Genomic DNA, 16,607 nt, shown 5'->3' with positions numbered 1-16,607 from the left:
GGCATCTCTCACTCCTGAGTTGTCTCTGGGGTGTCCGTCGCCGGCCCAACATTTCTGGCAGTCCCTAAGGTTTGCGTACAGTTTCGCCCCCCTTCGTGCTCGTATGTTACCGGAACTTTTGCTACGATATCTTCTGCAAATTCAAGGGCCACTCGGATCGTTGCATCTCTGGTTCCGAAGTCAGAGCAATCAAATTCTTCATAAAAGAATGAATGTATTTTAAGCAGAAGTTCATCGCCTCCTCTTATCATCCCCCACCGGTTGTCGAATCCTCGAGATGAACCACTGTCCGGCCGGCCCGCGTTTGCGGGTGCACCCTCATAATCAATCGAGTTAGCAAGTCCAGGTTTGTTACCGTGATTCTCAAGTACGATCCCTATCGGCTCAAGCTGGGAATCCGACTCAAGTCTCGAAGAATTAGAAGCTCGTATGACTTCCTTCAGCCGAATATCCGGACGATACGGGAAGGAAACCTCTCTTTCTTCATCCTCGCTGATTAGAACCAATTTGCCTCCTTCCGGGGGGTAGTGTTTGTCAATAGCAGCGTAGGTGAGTGGGATGTCAGCTGTCCCTTCATCAACTGCATTCCTGTGGAACACTCTGTCGTTAGCGACCAGACGGATTTGAGTGATCTCGACACTGTCTGTTACTGTCACCGACGCGAATATCTGTGGGCGCCCACTCACCTCTTTAACCGTGTATTCGATTGATTCGATTGGTGTATTGTCTGTCGCAGGTGTCGGTGTTGGTGAGGTAGTTGCTGTTGAGTTCTCATTTGTCGATACGACACCTCCACAGCCAGCGAAGGCAGTTAATCCGCCCCCGATCAGACCGAGTGCTGTTCGACGGTCGATTCGCGAGTCAGTCTCTGAAGTCGTGTGTTGTGTCATTTGAGTACATTCCGATAAGTCGTCCATTTGTCAGTACGTCTGCTAAGTACAGCATCGCCAGCATCGGCCCGAACGATAGCAGCGTTAGAACTGCCAGCTCGATCAGGTGTTTGAACGCCGGGAACCCTCCACCGACACGCTGTGTCGTCTCGGTTTGCCCCATCGCCGCGACAACCGGCCCAAGGCGTATGAACTGATCCCACCACGGCTCCGGCGGTATATATCGTATCTCAAGCTCCCGAACGTTTGTCTGGGGGATTCTAACGACGATGGTGCCGCTGGCGGACGTGTTTATGACTGTTGCAGGAGAACGGGGAGCGCCACCGGTTGTGTAGGCACGAGTTATGTTAAGGCCAGTTCTCGCACCTAGCTGTCCAGGATCGAGAATCAGCGTCCCTTGCTTAACCGGCTGGTCAGTGGGCGACAGAATCGAGATCTCGATTTCTGTCCCGTTCTTGCTCCGGTTCGTTACCTCGGCAGTCAGGTTCGTCGGGTGGACAACAGTAGGCTTGTTCAGCCATCCCGATTCCTTGCTTCCACGAACGATCCCGGTTACCACAACGTCCTGGTATTTGTACGGGTTATTCGAGCCAGCTTCTCTCACCTCGACCCGTTGAGTCTTCGTATAGCCCTCTGTTATGTTCAGGTTCACCGACACAGAGGTATTGACAGGTCCATGGGCGGTCGGCCCACTAGCCCTCGCTACGCGGAAATCCTCGTTATTGCGTGTGTAGTCACCATTAGTGCCGGTGTATTTGGTCGCTGCCCCCCGTTTCTTGCCGATTCCAGACACTGGGGCACTTTTCAACGGGGCAGCGTGTACCCGGAGCGGGCGGATCTTGTTGAACGGCGGTCCGCTGGAGGTACTTCGTGGACTCGTCGACTTCGACCAGTGTTCCCAGCCCGACGGGCTCCTTGTATAGAAGAACCACCGACTGTGGACACTCTCACCAGCGTTGGGAAACTGAATATTCCGCCACATCCGAGGCACGTTTACTACGGCCCCGCTGCTGTTGCGATGGTCAGCCGTTTCCCCGTAGACTGCTCCGTCCAACTTTTGAGTTCTTACCCGTCGTGCATCCGAGACCTCCTGACTGACGACTTTCTTCGAGGTCTTAATCGTTCCATTGGCGCTGAACGTCGTCGTTTTCTGGAGGGTCACGGTGACCGTCCCGTTAACTTTCAGCGTCGAGTTCCCGGTGGTATTCGTGAACTGGAACGTAGGCTTCGTGCCCGAGGAGACGGAGTCCTCGATTGAGCCGTTGGTCCATAATTCCAGATCCTCGATTTCAGTGTCGACGACGGCCCAAGTGACCGTCCGTGTTGGCGTGACCGTCGACTTAGGGGTCTCAACACGATAGTTCGTGATCGCTTTCACTGATCCATTTGGCCGGACGTACTGGGTTGTCCCGTTGTGGTGATGAACGATCGTCGAGGGAGTTACCCGGAAGATTTCGATGTAAGCGTCTTTGATCGGTCCGTTCGATGTCGGTGCTGCACGAGCAGGATGGACGGAAACCCGCTTGCCCAAGTCATTGTACCGGCCTAATTCACCATCGTTCCAGCTGCTCATGTCCGGGGGAGACGGAAACCGGATGTCTGTATTACACGCCAGAGAACCATAGACTGCTGTTGAGTTCTGTATCGCACTCTGGTTGAAACTCGCATTTGGATAGTCAGGATCACCGGACCAGTACACTCTGAATGAGACACTATCGAACGAATGGCTCCGAGCGGGCGGTTCCGTCCCATTCGGATGTTTCGTGGGCGAAGAGGACCCGTTGAAGCAGTCGATCTGTCGGTACCCACCGGCCAGACTCTGGGCTGTCTCGCTGTCGACAGCCGCGTCGCTGGCGTGCTGGGGTGCCGAACCGGCGGCGGCCGGACCGGCTATCGCAGCGAGGGAGAGGACCAACAGACCGATTTTGAGCACAGGGGACATGGGGACGAGGCAGTATCCGGGATTAGTATGGCATCACACAGCTAGAGAAGCCAAAGCCGATCGTACTGCCAACCTTGTCGACGAGTTCGGGAGCGACAATCGCGAGAGCGACGATCCCGAAGCCAGTGGCGGTCAGGATCAGATCCGACCGGGCCTTGTTCTTCTTGTTCGGGTTCCCCGAGGAACGCATGTACGAGAGGCCCGAACGGCCCATGAAGAACATCGTCGCTGGGAGTCCCAGGCCGGCGATCGCGCCGAAGATGAGTCCGATTCCGTCGGCAACTGGAGTTGAACAGAATACACTCCCGATCGTTGAGGTGTTTGCTGCGACGACGGGCATCACGTAGAGGGAGGCCTGGCCTCCCAAGAGCATCCAGAGAAACCCGGCCTGTGCTGTGACGTGGGCGAGTGGATCTTGGAGGGTTGCTTCGGCGTGGGTTTTGGCCTGCGAACGCAGTGTCTTGAAAAGCGGTTCGTCGGCGGGGGTATCAGGATCAGTAGTATCGTCAGTCATTGGTAACTGTGGTGGGTGTCTCAGACGTGTCGGTGTCCGGAATGGCCTGTCTACTCAGCATCCATCGGATGAACTCCTTCTGATAATCGTGGAGTGTGATGCCAGACGATGGGTCAGGCAGATGTTCTTCGGGAATCTGGTCGTTTGGAATAACCTCTTCGTCGAGCTTTTGCCGGACAAATCCCGAGATGTTGAAGCTCTCGGCGTTCTCTTCGAACTCCTTCTGATAGTCTCGGAGTTGGATGATCTTTTGTTCCATCGCTCTCCGTCGAAATGTACCTGCTTCATCGAATAAAAATTCACGGATAATAGATCAAATTTAACGGGGTACAATTCAGGGAATACTGTGTATTCCTGAATTGTGGGGGTGGGGGTGATAGCGGAACATATTATGGTAAAATCTAGAACTATTCCTGAGTGCTCTGACGACGTGCTGGAACACTTGAAAGAGGGGGTAGAATCGTGGACCCACAAGAGAGGCTACTCACTCGTCATCGAAGACATCAGAGTTGTCTTGGGCAAGCTCGCTGGCTTCGATGTGGGAGTACATCTGGCTCGTGGTTGAAGGATCAGCATGTCGAAGCGTCCGCTGTGCAGCTGCGGCCCCTCGTTTGCGGTACAGTTTCTCCCCGACGCCGCGACGAGCGCCGTGGAGAGTGAGGTACTCGCCAGCCTCGACGTTGAGTCTTGGAATGTCAGCTTCGGGACTCCAGCGTTTCAGGAGGGACCTGACGCCAGAGGTCGTCAGTGATGGCGGCGCGATCGGGTTGTCGAGAGCGAACTTCCAGGGGTCACCTTCCGGGCGGTCATAGCCTGCCGTCTCGATGGTCTCGTAGATCGTTGGCGCGTGTCGAGATGGGAAGACGGGCAGTCATCATCCGGTGGTGAGAGTAGTGTCTGCAGACGACTGAGTGGCTCGATCGCTTGGTCGGGGAGCGGTGTCGATTCGACCTGCTGATTCTTTCCAAGGACCGTGATCGTCCCTTCATCGAGATCGACGTCGCCATCGGCACACCAGTCGATTTACGTCCCGACGACTCGTTTGAGGTTCGTAGCGTAGTTCGGGCTCTTTCCTTCCACGAACTCCTCAAGAGCGTCCGAGAGGCGACGTGAACCCCTGGAGTCGTCAGCTGGCATGGAATCGGATGAGTAGAGTGCAGCACGGCAGGTAAATCCACCGCACATTACTGATGGTCCAGTACTGACACAATGACCAATCCACTGGTACTCCGGGACCCGATATAAAGAGGTTATACGAATAAGCTACAGAGCAATACAGTTACGGGTCGTTCCCTATTCGTATGGCAATGAAAACCCGCGCCGACCGGGATAGCGCGACCGACTTAGAACTCTATCTCCCCGCCGGGGTCACGCCGTCGGGCGAACCCAGTCGGCTCAAGCGCCTCTGGGGAGACCTGTTCAACCATGGCGTCGAACCTCCGAAATAGATCGTAATGTGCGAAGACAAACACAATCAGAACCACCCAAGCGTGGACCAGTCGGACCGCATCGTTCCCCGAAACCTCCGGCAGACGGGCGATGCCGATGTCGATCTGGTGATATCGAACCGGGTCCGGGAGTCCCCGTTCTGGCACCTCTCCGTTGAGGAAGGCTGTCATGAGGCAACAGTGTACAACCATATGTATCACCCCCGGGCGTTCATCGACCCCGAGGACGGCGGGGCGGAAGCCGAGTACGACCTGCTAGTGAACCACGTCGCGCTGTGGGATGTCGCGGTTGAGCGTCAGATCCGTGTCAAGGGCCCCGACGCCGAGGCGTTCGTCAACTTCGTCATCACGCGGGACGCGACAGATATCGAACCGATGCGGGGTAAATACGCCATCTGCTGCACCGAGGACGGCGGCATCCTCAACGACTTCGTCCTGTTGCGCCCCGACGACGACGAGTTCTGGTTCTCCATCGCCGACGCGGATCTGCTGCAGTGGCTGGAGGGCGTCACGGTCGGGAACGATTTCGAGGTTGATATCGACGAGATCGATGTCTCGCCGATGCAAGTACAGGGCCCGAAATCCCCCGACGTGATTGAGTCGCTCATTGACGCCGGGATCGAAGACGTTCCGTACTACGGCCTGTTGGAAGCGACGATCAACGATATCCCGGTGTTGGTGAGTCAAACGGGCTTCTCCGGGGAGGCGGGCTTCGAGATCTATGTCCGTGAGGCGACGACGAACGCCGAGGCAGTGTGGAACCCGGTTCTGGAAACCGTCAAAGACCACGGCGGTGCCGCGGCGCCGGTGAACGGTCGTCGACGGATTGCCGCCGGGATCCTGTCGCTGGGGCAGGATATGGACTACGAGACGTCGCCGTTCCAGGTCAATCTCGGCTACCAAGTCCCCGACGACAAGGAGGCCGACTACATCGGGAAAACCGAACTGGAACGCCAGAAGGAAGCCATCGAAGACGGCGTGTATCCATTCAAGCACAAACTGGTGGGACTGAAAATGGCCGGCGAGCCGATCATCGAGTGGGCCTCGGACTTCTGGCTCATCTCCGACCCCGAGACGGGCGAAGAGTGTGGCTACCTGACCTCGGCGGGATGGAATCCGGAGCTCGAAGCCAACCTCGCCCTCGGCTACGTACCGGCAGAGATGCTCCAGGCCGCGACCGACGGTCCGCTTGACGACTCGATCTACGACGCCGACATCGACTTGGAGTTTGAGGTACACCTCCCGGATGAGTATGCAGAGGAGCCCGGCGAACCTGTTTATGCGACGGTAGCGAAGGTCCCGTTCAAGCAGTCGGCCAATCCTAGTGCCCGCGAACAGGCCAAGATTCACGCTAGGGACGGAACGGAGGAGTGAGCGCGATTCATACCATTAAGAGTCAAGAAAATGACTTTTGCTGTGACTCAACGTAATGCCGGTCGATCGGGAAGGAGAATATATTAAACCTCCTACCATACAGGACGATGACTGGTATTAAAGCTGCTGTGCGAATCGAGCATCCCGACATAGTGCTCACAGAGACCGTCGCACACGACCGAACTTCGAGCGTCAGATCGGTGTCAGAGGCAGGGACCGACCCGACCTCAGGAAAGTTCTTCTACCGTGTAGAGTCGTCTGACTTCCCCCGGTTCGAAGACGGACTGCGGAAGGACCACACCGTTGGCGAATTTGAGCGGGTGATTGAAACCGGAGACGGGAAAGCGATCTACAGTTTCGGGTATACCGACGAAGCAAAGATCTTCTCGCCGGTCATCTCGACCGAGAACGGTGTCGTGCTCGATATGGAGAACGACGGAGACGCCTGGATATTCACCGTCTGGCTGCCCGAACGGACGAACTTAGCTGCTCTTTGGGATACTGCGCGACGGCACGACATCGACATCGAGTTACTGCGTGTGAACCAGTATACCAGTTTAGGCTCGACGGACGCCGGGTTGACCGACAGTCAACGGGAGGCACTACTCGTCGCACTGGAAGCGGGGTACTTCGAGGAACCACGGAACGCAACGCTCGGCGAGGTCGCCGCTGAACTGGACATCTCGCAGCCGGCGGCCGGCGGGCTCCTTCGACGTGGAATCGAGCGACTCATCGTCTCGTCTCTGGCGGAGGAGAGTGACCGACCTGACTGACGGCCGTCCGTTCGCCGCCGGGTCAGAAAGTCGGTGGACAACCATCGCGGCCGGATGGCTGCTGCTTCTGTTCGTCGGTGCTTACCTGATCACGCCAGCCAGTCTCCTCCCGCTGGTGATGAGCGACCTCGGAATCACCGAGGCCACAGCGGCCGCCCTCGTCTCGATGCCCCAGGTCGCTGCAACAGTGATTGGGATTCCAGTCGGAATTTATCTGGACCGCGTCGAGACCCGTGTGACGGTGCCATGTGCAGCAGCCGTGCTCCTCGTCGGCAGCGCTGGTGACTGGGTCGCTGCCAGCGGGGGCACCGTTTCGTTGTTGATCGCCTCGCGATTGTTCGCAGGCGTCGGGATGTTCGTGCTGTGGGTGGTCTGCATCAACGTCGCAGCGAGTACGTTTCCACCGACGAGGCGGGCGACAGCGACGTCTGTGATCATCTCCGGCTATCCGGCGGGATACGCGCTCGGGCACCTGGGTGCGCCACGCGTCGCCGCGGTCGTTGGCTGGCCGGGGGTGTTTCCAGCCTTCGGCGTCGCGGTGCTGGTGACGTCGGTCGCCTTCTACGTCGCTGTCGGGCGCGTATCGCGGTTCCACACGTCTACGGAACCGATGACGCTACTCGGGTTCAAACAGGTGGTTCGGAACCGGAACGTGTGGGCGGTTCTCGCCGTCACGGTGCTGGGCTACTCGCTGTATATGATGTTCAACTCCTGGATGCCGACGTACATCACCCGACGGTTCGGCGTCCCGCTGGCGGAGAGCGGCGCGTTCGTCGCGCTGTTTCCCGCCGTCGGGGTCTTCGCTCGCCCGATCGGTGGGTGGCTCTCGGATGCGGTGCTGGGCCAACGGCGACGGCCCGTCTTCGCCGGTTCGTTCGTCGGAGCGACGGTGCTCGCGGTCGCGATGTTTTACAGCACGACGATCGCGGTGCTGGTCACGATACTCGTTCTCGCAGGGGTGTTCGTCCAGCTCCAGATCGGGTTGATGTACCAGTCGATACAGGAGTTCGTTGAGCCTCGGGCCGCTGGGACGGCCGTCTCACTGGCGAGCGTGGCCGGGTGGTTGGGATCGTTCGTCGCACCCGTAGTGGCTGGGGAGTTAGTCGCCAGCACGGGGATCGACGCCGCCCTGTTCGTGTTCGCGGTCGGTCTCGGCCTGACTGGTGGACTTACTGTCTGGCAGATGGCCGAGTCCGGCGAGTCTACGGCGCTAGTCTGATTGTACCCCAGGTTGGCCATCGGTGAGAGAATCCAAGCATGTGCTCGAGCAGTGACTCCAGCCGTCCCCTGTACTGACTCCCAGCCGTTCCGATTGATGGGTCGTCCCCTCGGATTCGCTGACTGTCTACCGGAAGCTGGTCTGATTTGTTCGCTGTTGCTGATAGGTTAGCAGTTTAAGCGACCGGTTTGGGGCGGGAAATCCGTGGGGCAATACAAAGGGCCAACTCACTGTTTCGAAAATCGGTCGCACTCCTGCGATTTGATGGAATCACATCTCCGCGATGGGGTCTCGCTCTCGGTATCGCATATCACCAGTGCCGGCAACTGGAACGCGACCGAGCGGATCGCCACGGAGTTCTCGCCGGAACACTGGCAGGTGCTGAAAGCAGCTGTTGACCACGGCTATTACGAACGGCCTCGAGTTGTCTCCGTCTCCGATCTAGCGTCGATACTCGACGAACCCCGCTCGACCATCCAGTATCGACTCCGGACCGCGGAGGACCGTATCGTGTCGCAGTTTGTCGAGCAAACACTCTAATCAGGGTGATTGAACGAGGGTGGTTCCATATGCATCGAGAGGGCCAATCTCAACAATCGTCGTAGAGTGAAGAGTTGAGATTGTCTGAATCAGAATAAAACAGTGTGGCTGGCACTGACTAGTTCTGGATCTCCCCAGCTGGCGTTTTCCTGTCAGTGTTTGGTTCGGTGGTTCGTGGTTTAGTGGTGTCTGAAGCGTCGTAACCACTGTTTCGCGCTGGATTGACTGCCCCCTCCAGACGGAGTGGAAGTGGGCGTTTCGCATGGTCACAGTTTGGAACCACTTTTCGATGTGGTTCCGGATTCGATAGTCGAGCCGACCGCTCAGGTCGTACCGTGAGAGGGCAGTCAGATAGCCACCAGCATCGGCGAGAAACACTGAATCGGCGACATCGTGTTTCTGAGTGAGCCGACTTAGGAACGCCGCCGCGGGGTCTATCCCGCGGCAGCTGAACACGTCGACTTCAAGCAGTAACTTTGACTCTTGGTCGACCGCCGTGTACAGCCACTTTCTCTCGCCGTCAAGCGCGATTTTTTCGGACAGAGTTTTCGATTGTCGCAGGACAATGCCATTCTTATCCCCTCATATATATAATAGGTACTCGATGACATCGACTACAGATGAGGTAATCACGGTACTCCGAAGTGCGTACTTAGAAGAACTGGAAACAGTTATGAACTATAGGACGAATTCAATTGTTCTCGATGGTGTTCGAGCACAAGAGATCAAAGAGAGCCTCGAAGAAGATATTCTGGAAGAACTCACACATGCAGAGTTGCTGGGACAACGGCTAAAACAGCTCGACGCTCGACCACCTGGATCAGCCGAGTTTACTGCCCAGCAAGAAAGTCTTCAACCCCCTGAGGATTCGACCGATGTTCTGGCAGTCATCAGAGGCGTTCTCGACGCTGAAGAAGACGCAATTTCGACGTATAGACAATTAGTTGATCTTGCACGTGAGGCTGACGACCCAGTTACGGAGGACTTGGCAGTAGAAATTCTCGGGGATGAAGAAGCACACCGGACGGAATTTCGTGGATTCGAAAAGGAGTACAGCGAAAGCTGAGCCACGAGTGAAGTGTTTCGGCACATCTCTCTACCATCGTGGTGGGCAATGTCGGGTTGTCGTATGACAAGCACGTAACTATTCATTTCCGGTCATAATATATAATCGTCCTGTGGAGAGCCCTGCCGGTCAGATCTTGTGCCTATCACTGACGAGCCTACGGAAAGCTAACCGATGCCTCAATATGCCACCTGTGGTCATCAGATATACGAGCAGTTCAAGAGTGTATAAGGTATGCGACAGGAAAGTGTACGCGTGTTCGAGCTGCTCGACGAACGCAGGTATTGGCGAAGCGACCCAGAAGCGACGTGCGGATCAATCAGAACAAGGACAGCACCCTATGACCGATCACTTCGCCGAGATATAAGACTCAACGAGGGCCGCCTCCGCTTTGCGCAGCCTGTACGAAACCGTTGAGCGTGGCCAATCGAGTTCCGCTGCAAGCTCATCAAGAGTCGTTTCGCGTGGGGTTTCGTAATATCCCTCTTCGGCGGCCAGTTCAAGCACTCGGCTCTGTTCAGGCCGAATAGAAACTGAGTCGAACAGCGTGAGCAACGGGCCAGTCGCGTCGCTCACGTGGTCAAAGTGGAAAGACAATCCATCTTGGAGAAGGCCGCCTAACGTGTCGTACAGCATACCGACTTTCTTATCGTCCTCCATAAGGATGCGCCAGCGCTCTGTGTTCCCTTCACGGATAATCTCGAAGAGAAGTGCCCCTGTTATATACCGGTTAGTGATAGTCGGGACAGAGTCGCAGTGGACGAGATTTTCAAAATAACTGTAGACGAGGCTTCGTTGTGAGCCGTTTTCGAGTACGTCACTGTAATGACGGCCACCACAGGCGCGGTCGCTGATACTCAACTGGTTATAGGTCGACCCCGTTAACAGTGCTGTCGCTTGTTCGACGAGTGAGGTGGGGCCAGTTATGCGGTCCAACCGCCAGAGCTGCGCGTTGCCCATCGAACAGAGGAACGTCGTCGAACGGGCTTCCGGTGTCTCGATGAACAGGTCCATCAGCTCGTCAGTGTCGGCTTCGTACCGGATTTCGAAGACGAACTCCCGCATCTACTGTAACCTGTGCATCAACGATACAGTCAATTTCGATTCGCATCGGGCCGTTATCCATGTCGGTATGCTGGAGAGTAGCCACGCTAGTTCTGGCTACTTGTCGTAGGACAACGAAATTCTCAGGGCGACATGGTCACAAAGGTTGAGTATGAGTAATACTACTGCTGATGGCTCTCTGCCGTGGTTTGTCAAAGTCGTCATAGCTGTCGCACTGATGGTCGTTCTATTCATCATCGGTATCGATCTGCTCACGTTCGCTGCAGCGTGGTAGCCAAACAAGGCTGACCGCGTAGGTCACAGTCTGACAGTCAGTTCTTGCGTAGTGATTGTCGGCTACCAAGGCTAGAATTATATGGACAGGTCAGGTGTCCATAGGTAGACTAGTTCCGCCGCTTGCTATGGTGTGTTGCATATGAATTCAGGGCTGAGCGGTACCCCAGAGTCTGTAAGAAATGCTGTCGTTACTCCTGCGTGGCTCGAAGAGCACCTCGACGAGGTCGGATCTGAGTCCCCTGACCTACGCGTAGTGGAGGTAGACCTCAACACCGCGTTCTACGACCAGGGGCACATTCCAGGTGCGGTCTGTATCGACTGGCAGCAACAATTACAACACGCGACTCGACGGGATATCCCATCGGAAAGCGCGTTAGCTGATCTGCTCGGTGCGCGTGGCATCACAGAGGATTCGAGGCTAATCTTGTACGGTGATAACTCGAACTGGTTTGCGGCCCATCTGTACTGGATGCTTTCGTACTACGGCCACGAAGAGATGTACCTACTTGACGGAGGACGGGAGCACTGGCTTGAGTCTGGGCGGCCGACAACGACTGCTGTGCCGTCCTATCCAAGACAGTCGTATCGCACACGTGGCCCGTACGAACACGTCAGAGCATATCGTAGCGCCGTCAAACGGGCACTATCAAAGCCAACGAAATTTGTCGATGTCCGGTTACCAGAGGAGTACGACGGCACTATTCTTGCCCCGCCCGGCATGACTGAGTCGGCCCAGCGTGGTGGTCATATCCCCGGCGCGAAGAATATCGTGTGGTCCAAGAATCTTCAGTCTGACGGGCGGTTCAAATCGCCCGAGACACTCGTGGAGCTCTATCGAAATCGGGGGATAGATAGAGACAGCGATGTCATCGTCTACTGTCGCATTGGCGAGCGGTCGTCATTGACGTGGTTCGTCCTGTCCGAGCTGCTGGGCTATCCATCGGTCCGTAACTACGACGGTGCGTGGACAGAGTGGGGGAATCTCATCGGTGTCCCGATTGCAACTGGCTCAGACCAGTAGGGAGCATTTCCACGGAGGTATTGTCACAGGCCAACCGGACGACTAAGTCACGGAGGACGTGACCCTCTGGTATGCGTTCGATGCCTGTCTCGCGATTGCCCCTCGTCGGGCTACTTGCAATTCCGTTCGTGGTCGCGTTCGTCGTCGTCCTTGAACCAGTCGCATTCTTAGCGGTTATCAATACGATCCTCATCGTTATCGCCGTCCGTTTGATGTTCGGGTCAGACGACCTCGATACGCTTGAGCGTGGGTGGTCTCGGATACGATGATGGCCGGCGGCCACGGCACTGGAGTTATGACTGGTGATGTCGGCCTCGTTATCTTCGCTATCGTCGGCCTCCTCGGTGGCGCGCACTGTCTGGGGATGTGTGGACCGCTTGTCACACTCTACGCCGACCAGTTGGGGGACGACGGACCACTCAGGTGGCCTGAAATCCGCCAACATCTACTCTTCAACTTCGGCCGAACAGTGAGCTATGCATTGATAGGGGGGCTCATGGGACTGCTTGGGACCGTCGTCTACGACACGGCGGCAGTCGTCGCACTGGCTGATACCCTCCGGGCGGTCGCCGGAATCGCCGTTGGTGGGTTTATTATCGTCACCGGGGGACTGTATCTACGTACTGGGACGACGGCTGGCGCGGTGGCTCGAATCGGGTATGGGTCGCTGTTCTGGCGTCTCAGCACACGGTTACATCAGCACGTCGACCAGTGGGTCGGCGGGCCACGTATCGTCGCGCTGGGTGCGGTTCACGGGATACTCCCGTGTCCGCTGCTCTATCCGGCGTTTCTGTACGCCTTCGCCATCGGTTCGCCGGCCTACGGTTCGCTCGCATTAGCCGTGCTCGGACTCGGAACCGTCCCCGCAGTGTTCGGGTACGGCGTCGCGGTCAACTCGGTTTCTCCGCGATTCCAGTCCGGACTCCATCGGACACTCGGTGCCGTATTCCTGATTTTGGGGTATCTGCCGTTGTCGCACGGGCTGTTGATTCTCGGTATCGAACTTCCCCACCCGTCGATTCCGATATACCAACCCTTGGGGTGATTCGGTGGGTGACTGTACGCTCTGTGGCCTGCCCACACCGGAGCCACCACACGCTTCCTCGGATATCGACGGCGAGTACTGCTGTCGGGGCTGTCTCACCGTCGCTCGGACACTCGACGAACAGCCCGAGGAGGCTCCCGTCGACGAGCATCTCGACACGGGTCCGGCGGCGGCGGACGTGGAGGGGGCCGAGGCGTATCTCGATGTCTCAGGGATGCACTGTGCGACCTGCGAGCAGTTCTTGGAGACGACAGCGACTGACGTCGCCGGCGTTCGCGCCGCTGAAGCGAGCTACACTTCGGGAATGATGCAGGTGGTATACGACCCAGACCAAACAGGGTTGACGGCCGTGGCCGAGGGCGTTTCGACACATGGCTACGACGCCCGGGAGCGCGCAGACACGGGAGAAGACGACGACCAGCAGGCAGTAGGCCGCCTACTCGTCGGTGGGTTTTTTGGAATGATGACGATGATGTGGTACATTCTGTTTCTCTATCCCGTGTATCTCGGTATCGGACCGGGCGGCGGGCTCGTCAACCTCTCGGGTCCGGCCGGGGGGTATCTGTTCGCGAACGTCTGGGTCATGGTGACCGTCGTGCTGGGATACACCGGCTATCCCCTCCTCCGCGGGGCGGTGGTCAGCCTCCGGGTCGGCCACCCGAACATGGATTTGCTGGTTGCCGTCGCGGCGACGACCGCCTACGTCTACAGTACCATCGCGATGCTGCTCGGGCAGGTGGACGTCTATTTCGACATCGCGATCGTGGTCGTGCTCGCCGTGACCATCGGTGATTACTATCAGGAGCGCGTGCGTCGACGCGCAACCAGCCGCATAGCGGCTATTACCGACGAACGTAGCGAAACGGCGCGACGTCGAACAGCGGCAGGGACGGAGACAATCGACCACTCCGAGATTGATGGTCGTGATGAACTGGTGGTTCAAGAGGGCGAACGGGTCCCCGTCGACGGGAGCGTTGTCGAAGGAACGGGTGCGGTCGACGAGGCGTTAGTCACCGGGGAGTCACTCCCGATCACGAAAGGTCCCGGCGACGAGGTCATCGGCGGGGGCACTCTCGTCGATGGCGGGTTGGTAGTCCGTGCAGACGAGGAGCCGACGAGCACCGCCGACAGACTGGTCGAGACCCTCTGGAACGTTCAGAGTGGCGTCGCCGGTCCACAACGGCTCGTCGACCGCATCGCCACGGTGTTCGTCCCGCTGGTATTTGTTCTCGCAGTCCTGACCACTGTCGGCCATTTAGCGTTTGGGTCGGGTACTACCCCGGCACTGTTGACCGGATTGACGGTTCTCGTGGTCTCCTGTCCCTGTGCGCTGGGATTGGCGACACCGATGGCGGTGGCTGCGGGTATCCGTGACGCGCTCGCCGACGGTATCGTCATCACCGACAAGGGCGTCCTCGAGACGGCCACGGAGATAGAGACGGTTGCGTTCGACAAGACCGGGACGCTGACGACCGGCGAGATGGCTGTTCGGGACGTCGTCGGGGACGACGGGACGCTTGCGTACGCCGCGGCGATCGAGCAGTTCGCGACCCATCCGGTCGCCGAGGCCATTGTCGATGCCGGCACCCCCCGGGATGACCCGGTCACGGACTTCGAAAACTACCCCGGGCAGGGCGTCGGTGCGACCGTTGGGGACCGCGAGGTCCTCGTCGGCGGTCACTTCCTGATGGCCGACCGCGGCTGGACCATCCCGTCGGAGTTCGAGGACCGCTACCGATCGGCACCGGCCGATACGGTTCCCAGCTACGTGGGCTGGAATGGCCGGGTCCGGGGCGTCGTGGTCGCCGGGGACGAGTTCCGACCAGAGTGGGAGTCAGTTCTGAACGAACTCGCCGAGACCTACCGTGTCGTCGTCATCACCGGTGACGACCCGGGAGCCGCCCGCCGGCTCGACGACCACCCTGCCGTCGACGAGGTGTTCGCCGGCGTCCCACCGGAGGCGAAGGCGGCTGTCGTCGAGCAGCTGACAGCGACTGAAACGGTCGCGATGGTCGGCGACGGGAGCAACGATGCGCCCGCGCTCGCTGCCGCCGACGTTGGTATTGCGATGGAGCGTGGCACCCGGCTCGCCGTCGACGCTGCGGACGTGGTCGTCACCACCGACACCCTCACTCCAGTTCCGTCGGTCTTCGAGACGACTCGTGGAACCCGCCGTCGGGTCCGGGAAAACCTGGGCTGGGCATTTCTCTACAACGGTATCGCCGTCCCGCTCGCGGTCGCCGGTGTGCTCAACCCCCTTTTCGCGGCCGTCGCGATGGCGACCAGCAGCCTGCTCGTGGTCCTCAACTCCACGCGAGCCGTCCGCAGTCGGCCCGTGGCCGACCGACGGTGATCCGGGAGTTGTCCTGTGACAAACCAGTCTACAAACCTGTCGAGTCAATTCACTCGAGACAAGATGGATACAAACCACAGACGAGCGGGTACGACAGACACCCACCCCGTATGGGCTGGGCGCTCCGGCAGTCGCTCCGTACGGCGCGTGGTGATTCGAGGGGTACTGTCGGTGAGCGCACTCGGGGCCGCTGGCGTCGCAGCCGCGCAGGGGACGGGTGGCGACGCCTCGGTCGGCGGCTCGGGACTCTACGTGACGGCGGCGGCGCTTGTGCTCACAGGGCTCGCTATCGGGGCGGTCTACCTGCTCAGCTGGCGTGACAGACCGGAACCGACGTTCGCTCCGGCGAAGCAGACGGAAGAGCGTGTGCCCCCCAAGCGGGACACCGGACCAATGTACGAGTCCAACGTCGACACGGGTGAGACGGAGTCGGTCGACCACGACGCCTTCGACCCCATCGGGACCGGAACGATACTGGTCATCTACTTCCTCGTCATCACGCTCGCGTGGCTGTTCATGTACTTCGTCGAGTTCCTCGACAACGGGCCGACGGTGGTGGGCTGACGTGCACGTCCACCGATTCGAACGGCTGTGGCTGGTCGGTGCGCTCACCCTCATCGTCCTCTTTATTGGAACGGTGACCTACGGCGCGGTCGGCGCCGGCTACGGGATGGTTGACGCGACCGGCGGGGAAGTCGACCAGACGAACCCGACGGCCTCGGACAACTTCCGAGAACCGGGCGTCTACAACGGTAGTGAACCGAACCACTACGACGTGTATATTGAGGCCGTCCAGTTCGCGTTCGTCCCGGGGACGAGCGAGCCTATCCGTCTTCCAGCCAACAGCACCGTCACCTTCCACGTGACCAGCGGCGACGTGGTTCACGGTTTCGAGGTCGTTGGGACGAACATCAACACGATGGCCGTCCCTGGACAGGTCGCAACGGTCACTGTCGAGTTCGATGAACCCGGCGAGTACGGTCTCGTCTGTAACGAGTACTGCGGGAGCGGGCATCACACGATGGAAGGGTCGCTGGATGTCGTCCCGCCCGCGGAGTTCAACGAGAGTGAGGTGAACTGA

16 protein-coding genes and 2 pseudogenes are annotated in these 16,607 nt (G+C 58.4%); 11 read left to right on the top strand and 7 right to left on the bottom strand.

Annotation, left to right across the window (positions count from 1 at the left end; all coding sequences use genetic code 11):
- Positions 1-8: 8 nt before the first annotated feature.
- The 5 genes from P0204_RS19150 to P0204_RS19125 all read right to left on the bottom strand — a co-directional run bounded on the left by P0204_RS19150 (position 9) and on the right by P0204_RS19125 (position 4,965).
- Positions 9-890 carry a hypothetical protein gene (locus P0204_RS19150; protein WP_276224408.1) on the bottom strand — a complete coding sequence of 294 codons (882 nt, stop codon included), beginning with the start codon at positions 888-890 and terminating at the stop codon, positions 9-11.
- Positions 862-2,463, bottom strand: a complete 1,602-nt coding sequence (locus tag P0204_RS19145) for a DUF8186 domain-containing protein (protein ID WP_276224406.1) — start codon at positions 2,461-2,463, stop codon at positions 862-864. Before P0204_RS19145 ends, P0204_RS19150 begins: the two co-directional genes overlap by 29 nt.
- A gap of 391 nt (positions 2,464-2,854) precedes the next feature.
- Positions 2,855-3,346 carry a hypothetical protein gene (locus P0204_RS19140; RefSeq protein WP_276224405.1) on the bottom strand — a complete coding sequence of 164 codons (492 nt, stop codon included), beginning with the start codon at positions 3,344-3,346 and terminating at the stop codon, positions 2,855-2,857.
- Complete coding sequence (locus tag P0204_RS19135; protein ID WP_276224403.1) at positions 3,339-3,605, bottom strand: hypothetical protein; 267 nt, start codon at positions 3,603-3,605, stop codon at positions 3,339-3,341. The genes P0204_RS19140 and P0204_RS19135 overlap by 8 nt, the downstream gene beginning before the upstream one ends.
- Before the next feature lie 1,084 nt (positions 3,606-4,689).
- A complete protein-coding gene (locus P0204_RS19125; RefSeq protein WP_276224401.1) occupies positions 4,690-4,965 on the bottom strand; it encodes a hypothetical protein in 276 nt (91 codons plus the stop codon).
- 21 nt (positions 4,966-4,986) lie between these two features.
- Here P0204_RS19125 and P0204_RS19120 point away from each other — a divergent pair, with 21 nt between their 5' ends.
- From P0204_RS19120 to P0204_RS19105, 4 genes and pseudogenes are all read left to right on the top strand, one after another.
- A complete protein-coding gene (locus tag P0204_RS19120; RefSeq protein ID WP_276224399.1) occupies positions 4,987-6,168 on the top strand; it encodes an aminomethyltransferase family protein in 1,182 nt (393 codons plus the stop codon).
- Positions 6,169-6,275: 107 nt separating this feature from the next.
- On the top strand, positions 6,276-6,941 hold the full coding sequence (locus P0204_RS19115; protein ID WP_276224397.1) for a helix-turn-helix domain-containing protein: 666 nt from the start codon (positions 6,276-6,278) through the stop codon (positions 6,939-6,941).
- On the top strand, positions 6,925-8,160 hold the full coding sequence (locus P0204_RS19110) for an MFS transporter (RefSeq protein ID WP_276224395.1): 1,236 nt from the start codon (positions 6,925-6,927) through the stop codon (positions 8,158-8,160). Before P0204_RS19115 ends, P0204_RS19110 begins: the two co-directional genes overlap by 17 nt.
- Positions 8,161-8,418: 258 nt before the next feature.
- A pseudogene (locus tag P0204_RS19105) lies at positions 8,419-8,700 on the top strand (helix-turn-helix domain-containing protein); the annotation flags it as partial.
- Between the two features lie 118 nt (positions 8,701-8,818).
- Here the strand turns inward: P0204_RS19105 and P0204_RS19100 are convergent.
- A pseudogene (locus P0204_RS19100) lies at positions 8,819-9,237 on the bottom strand (IS6 family transposase); the annotation flags it as partial.
- A 67-nt stretch (positions 9,238-9,304) separates the two neighbouring features.
- On the opposite strand from P0204_RS19100, the gene P0204_RS19095 reads away from it, so the two are divergent.
- A complete protein-coding gene (locus P0204_RS19095) occupies positions 9,305-9,766 on the top strand; it encodes a ferritin-like domain-containing protein (RefSeq protein WP_276224391.1) in 462 nt (153 codons plus the stop codon).
- 348 nt (positions 9,767-10,114) lie between these two features.
- Here the strand turns inward: P0204_RS19095 and P0204_RS19090 are convergent, their stop codons facing one another.
- Complete coding sequence (locus tag P0204_RS19090) at positions 10,115-10,831, bottom strand: helix-turn-helix domain-containing protein (protein ID WP_276224389.1); 717 nt, start codon at positions 10,829-10,831, stop codon at positions 10,115-10,117.
- A gap of 415 nt (positions 10,832-11,246) precedes the next feature.
- Between P0204_RS19090 and P0204_RS19085 the strand changes: the two genes are divergently transcribed.
- The 6 genes from P0204_RS19085 to P0204_RS19065 all read left to right on the top strand — a co-directional run bounded on the left by P0204_RS19085 (position 11,247) and on the right by P0204_RS19065 (position 16,607).
- A complete protein-coding gene (locus tag P0204_RS19085) occupies positions 11,247-12,128 on the top strand; it encodes a sulfurtransferase (protein WP_276224388.1) in 882 nt (293 codons plus the stop codon).
- Between the two features lie 71 nt (positions 12,129-12,199).
- A complete protein-coding gene (locus P0204_RS21270; RefSeq protein WP_473092357.1) occupies positions 12,200-12,397 on the top strand; it encodes a DUF8131 family protein in 198 nt (65 codons plus the stop codon).
- 26 nt (positions 12,398-12,423) lie between these two features.
- Positions 12,424-13,173: a sulfite exporter TauE/SafE family protein gene (locus tag P0204_RS19080; protein WP_276224386.1), complete on the top strand. Its 750-nt coding sequence runs from the start codon at positions 12,424-12,426 to the stop codon at positions 13,171-13,173.
- A 4-nt stretch (positions 13,174-13,177) separates the two neighbouring features.
- Complete coding sequence (locus P0204_RS19075; protein WP_276224385.1) at positions 13,178-15,526, top strand: heavy metal translocating P-type ATPase; 2,349 nt, start codon at positions 13,178-13,180, stop codon at positions 15,524-15,526.
- 171 nt (positions 15,527-15,697) lie between these two features.
- Entirely contained in the window at positions 15,698-16,090 is a 393-nt protein-coding gene (locus P0204_RS19070; protein WP_276224384.1) for a halocyanin, read from the top strand.
- Between the two features lies 1 nt (position 16,091).
- The gene (locus tag P0204_RS19065) at positions 16,092-16,607 is read left to right on the top strand and encodes a cytochrome c oxidase subunit II (RefSeq protein ID WP_276224382.1); all 516 of its coding nucleotides are present in this window, start codon (positions 16,092-16,094) and stop codon (positions 16,605-16,607) included.

It is taken from the genome of Haloarcula halophila (assembly GCF_029278565.1).
GTDB lineage: Archaea > Halobacteriota > Halobacteria > Halobacteriales > Haloarculaceae > Haloarcula > Haloarcula halophila.
Note: the sequence above shows the minus strand (reverse complement) of the source record. Positions and strands in the feature narration are given on the sequence as shown.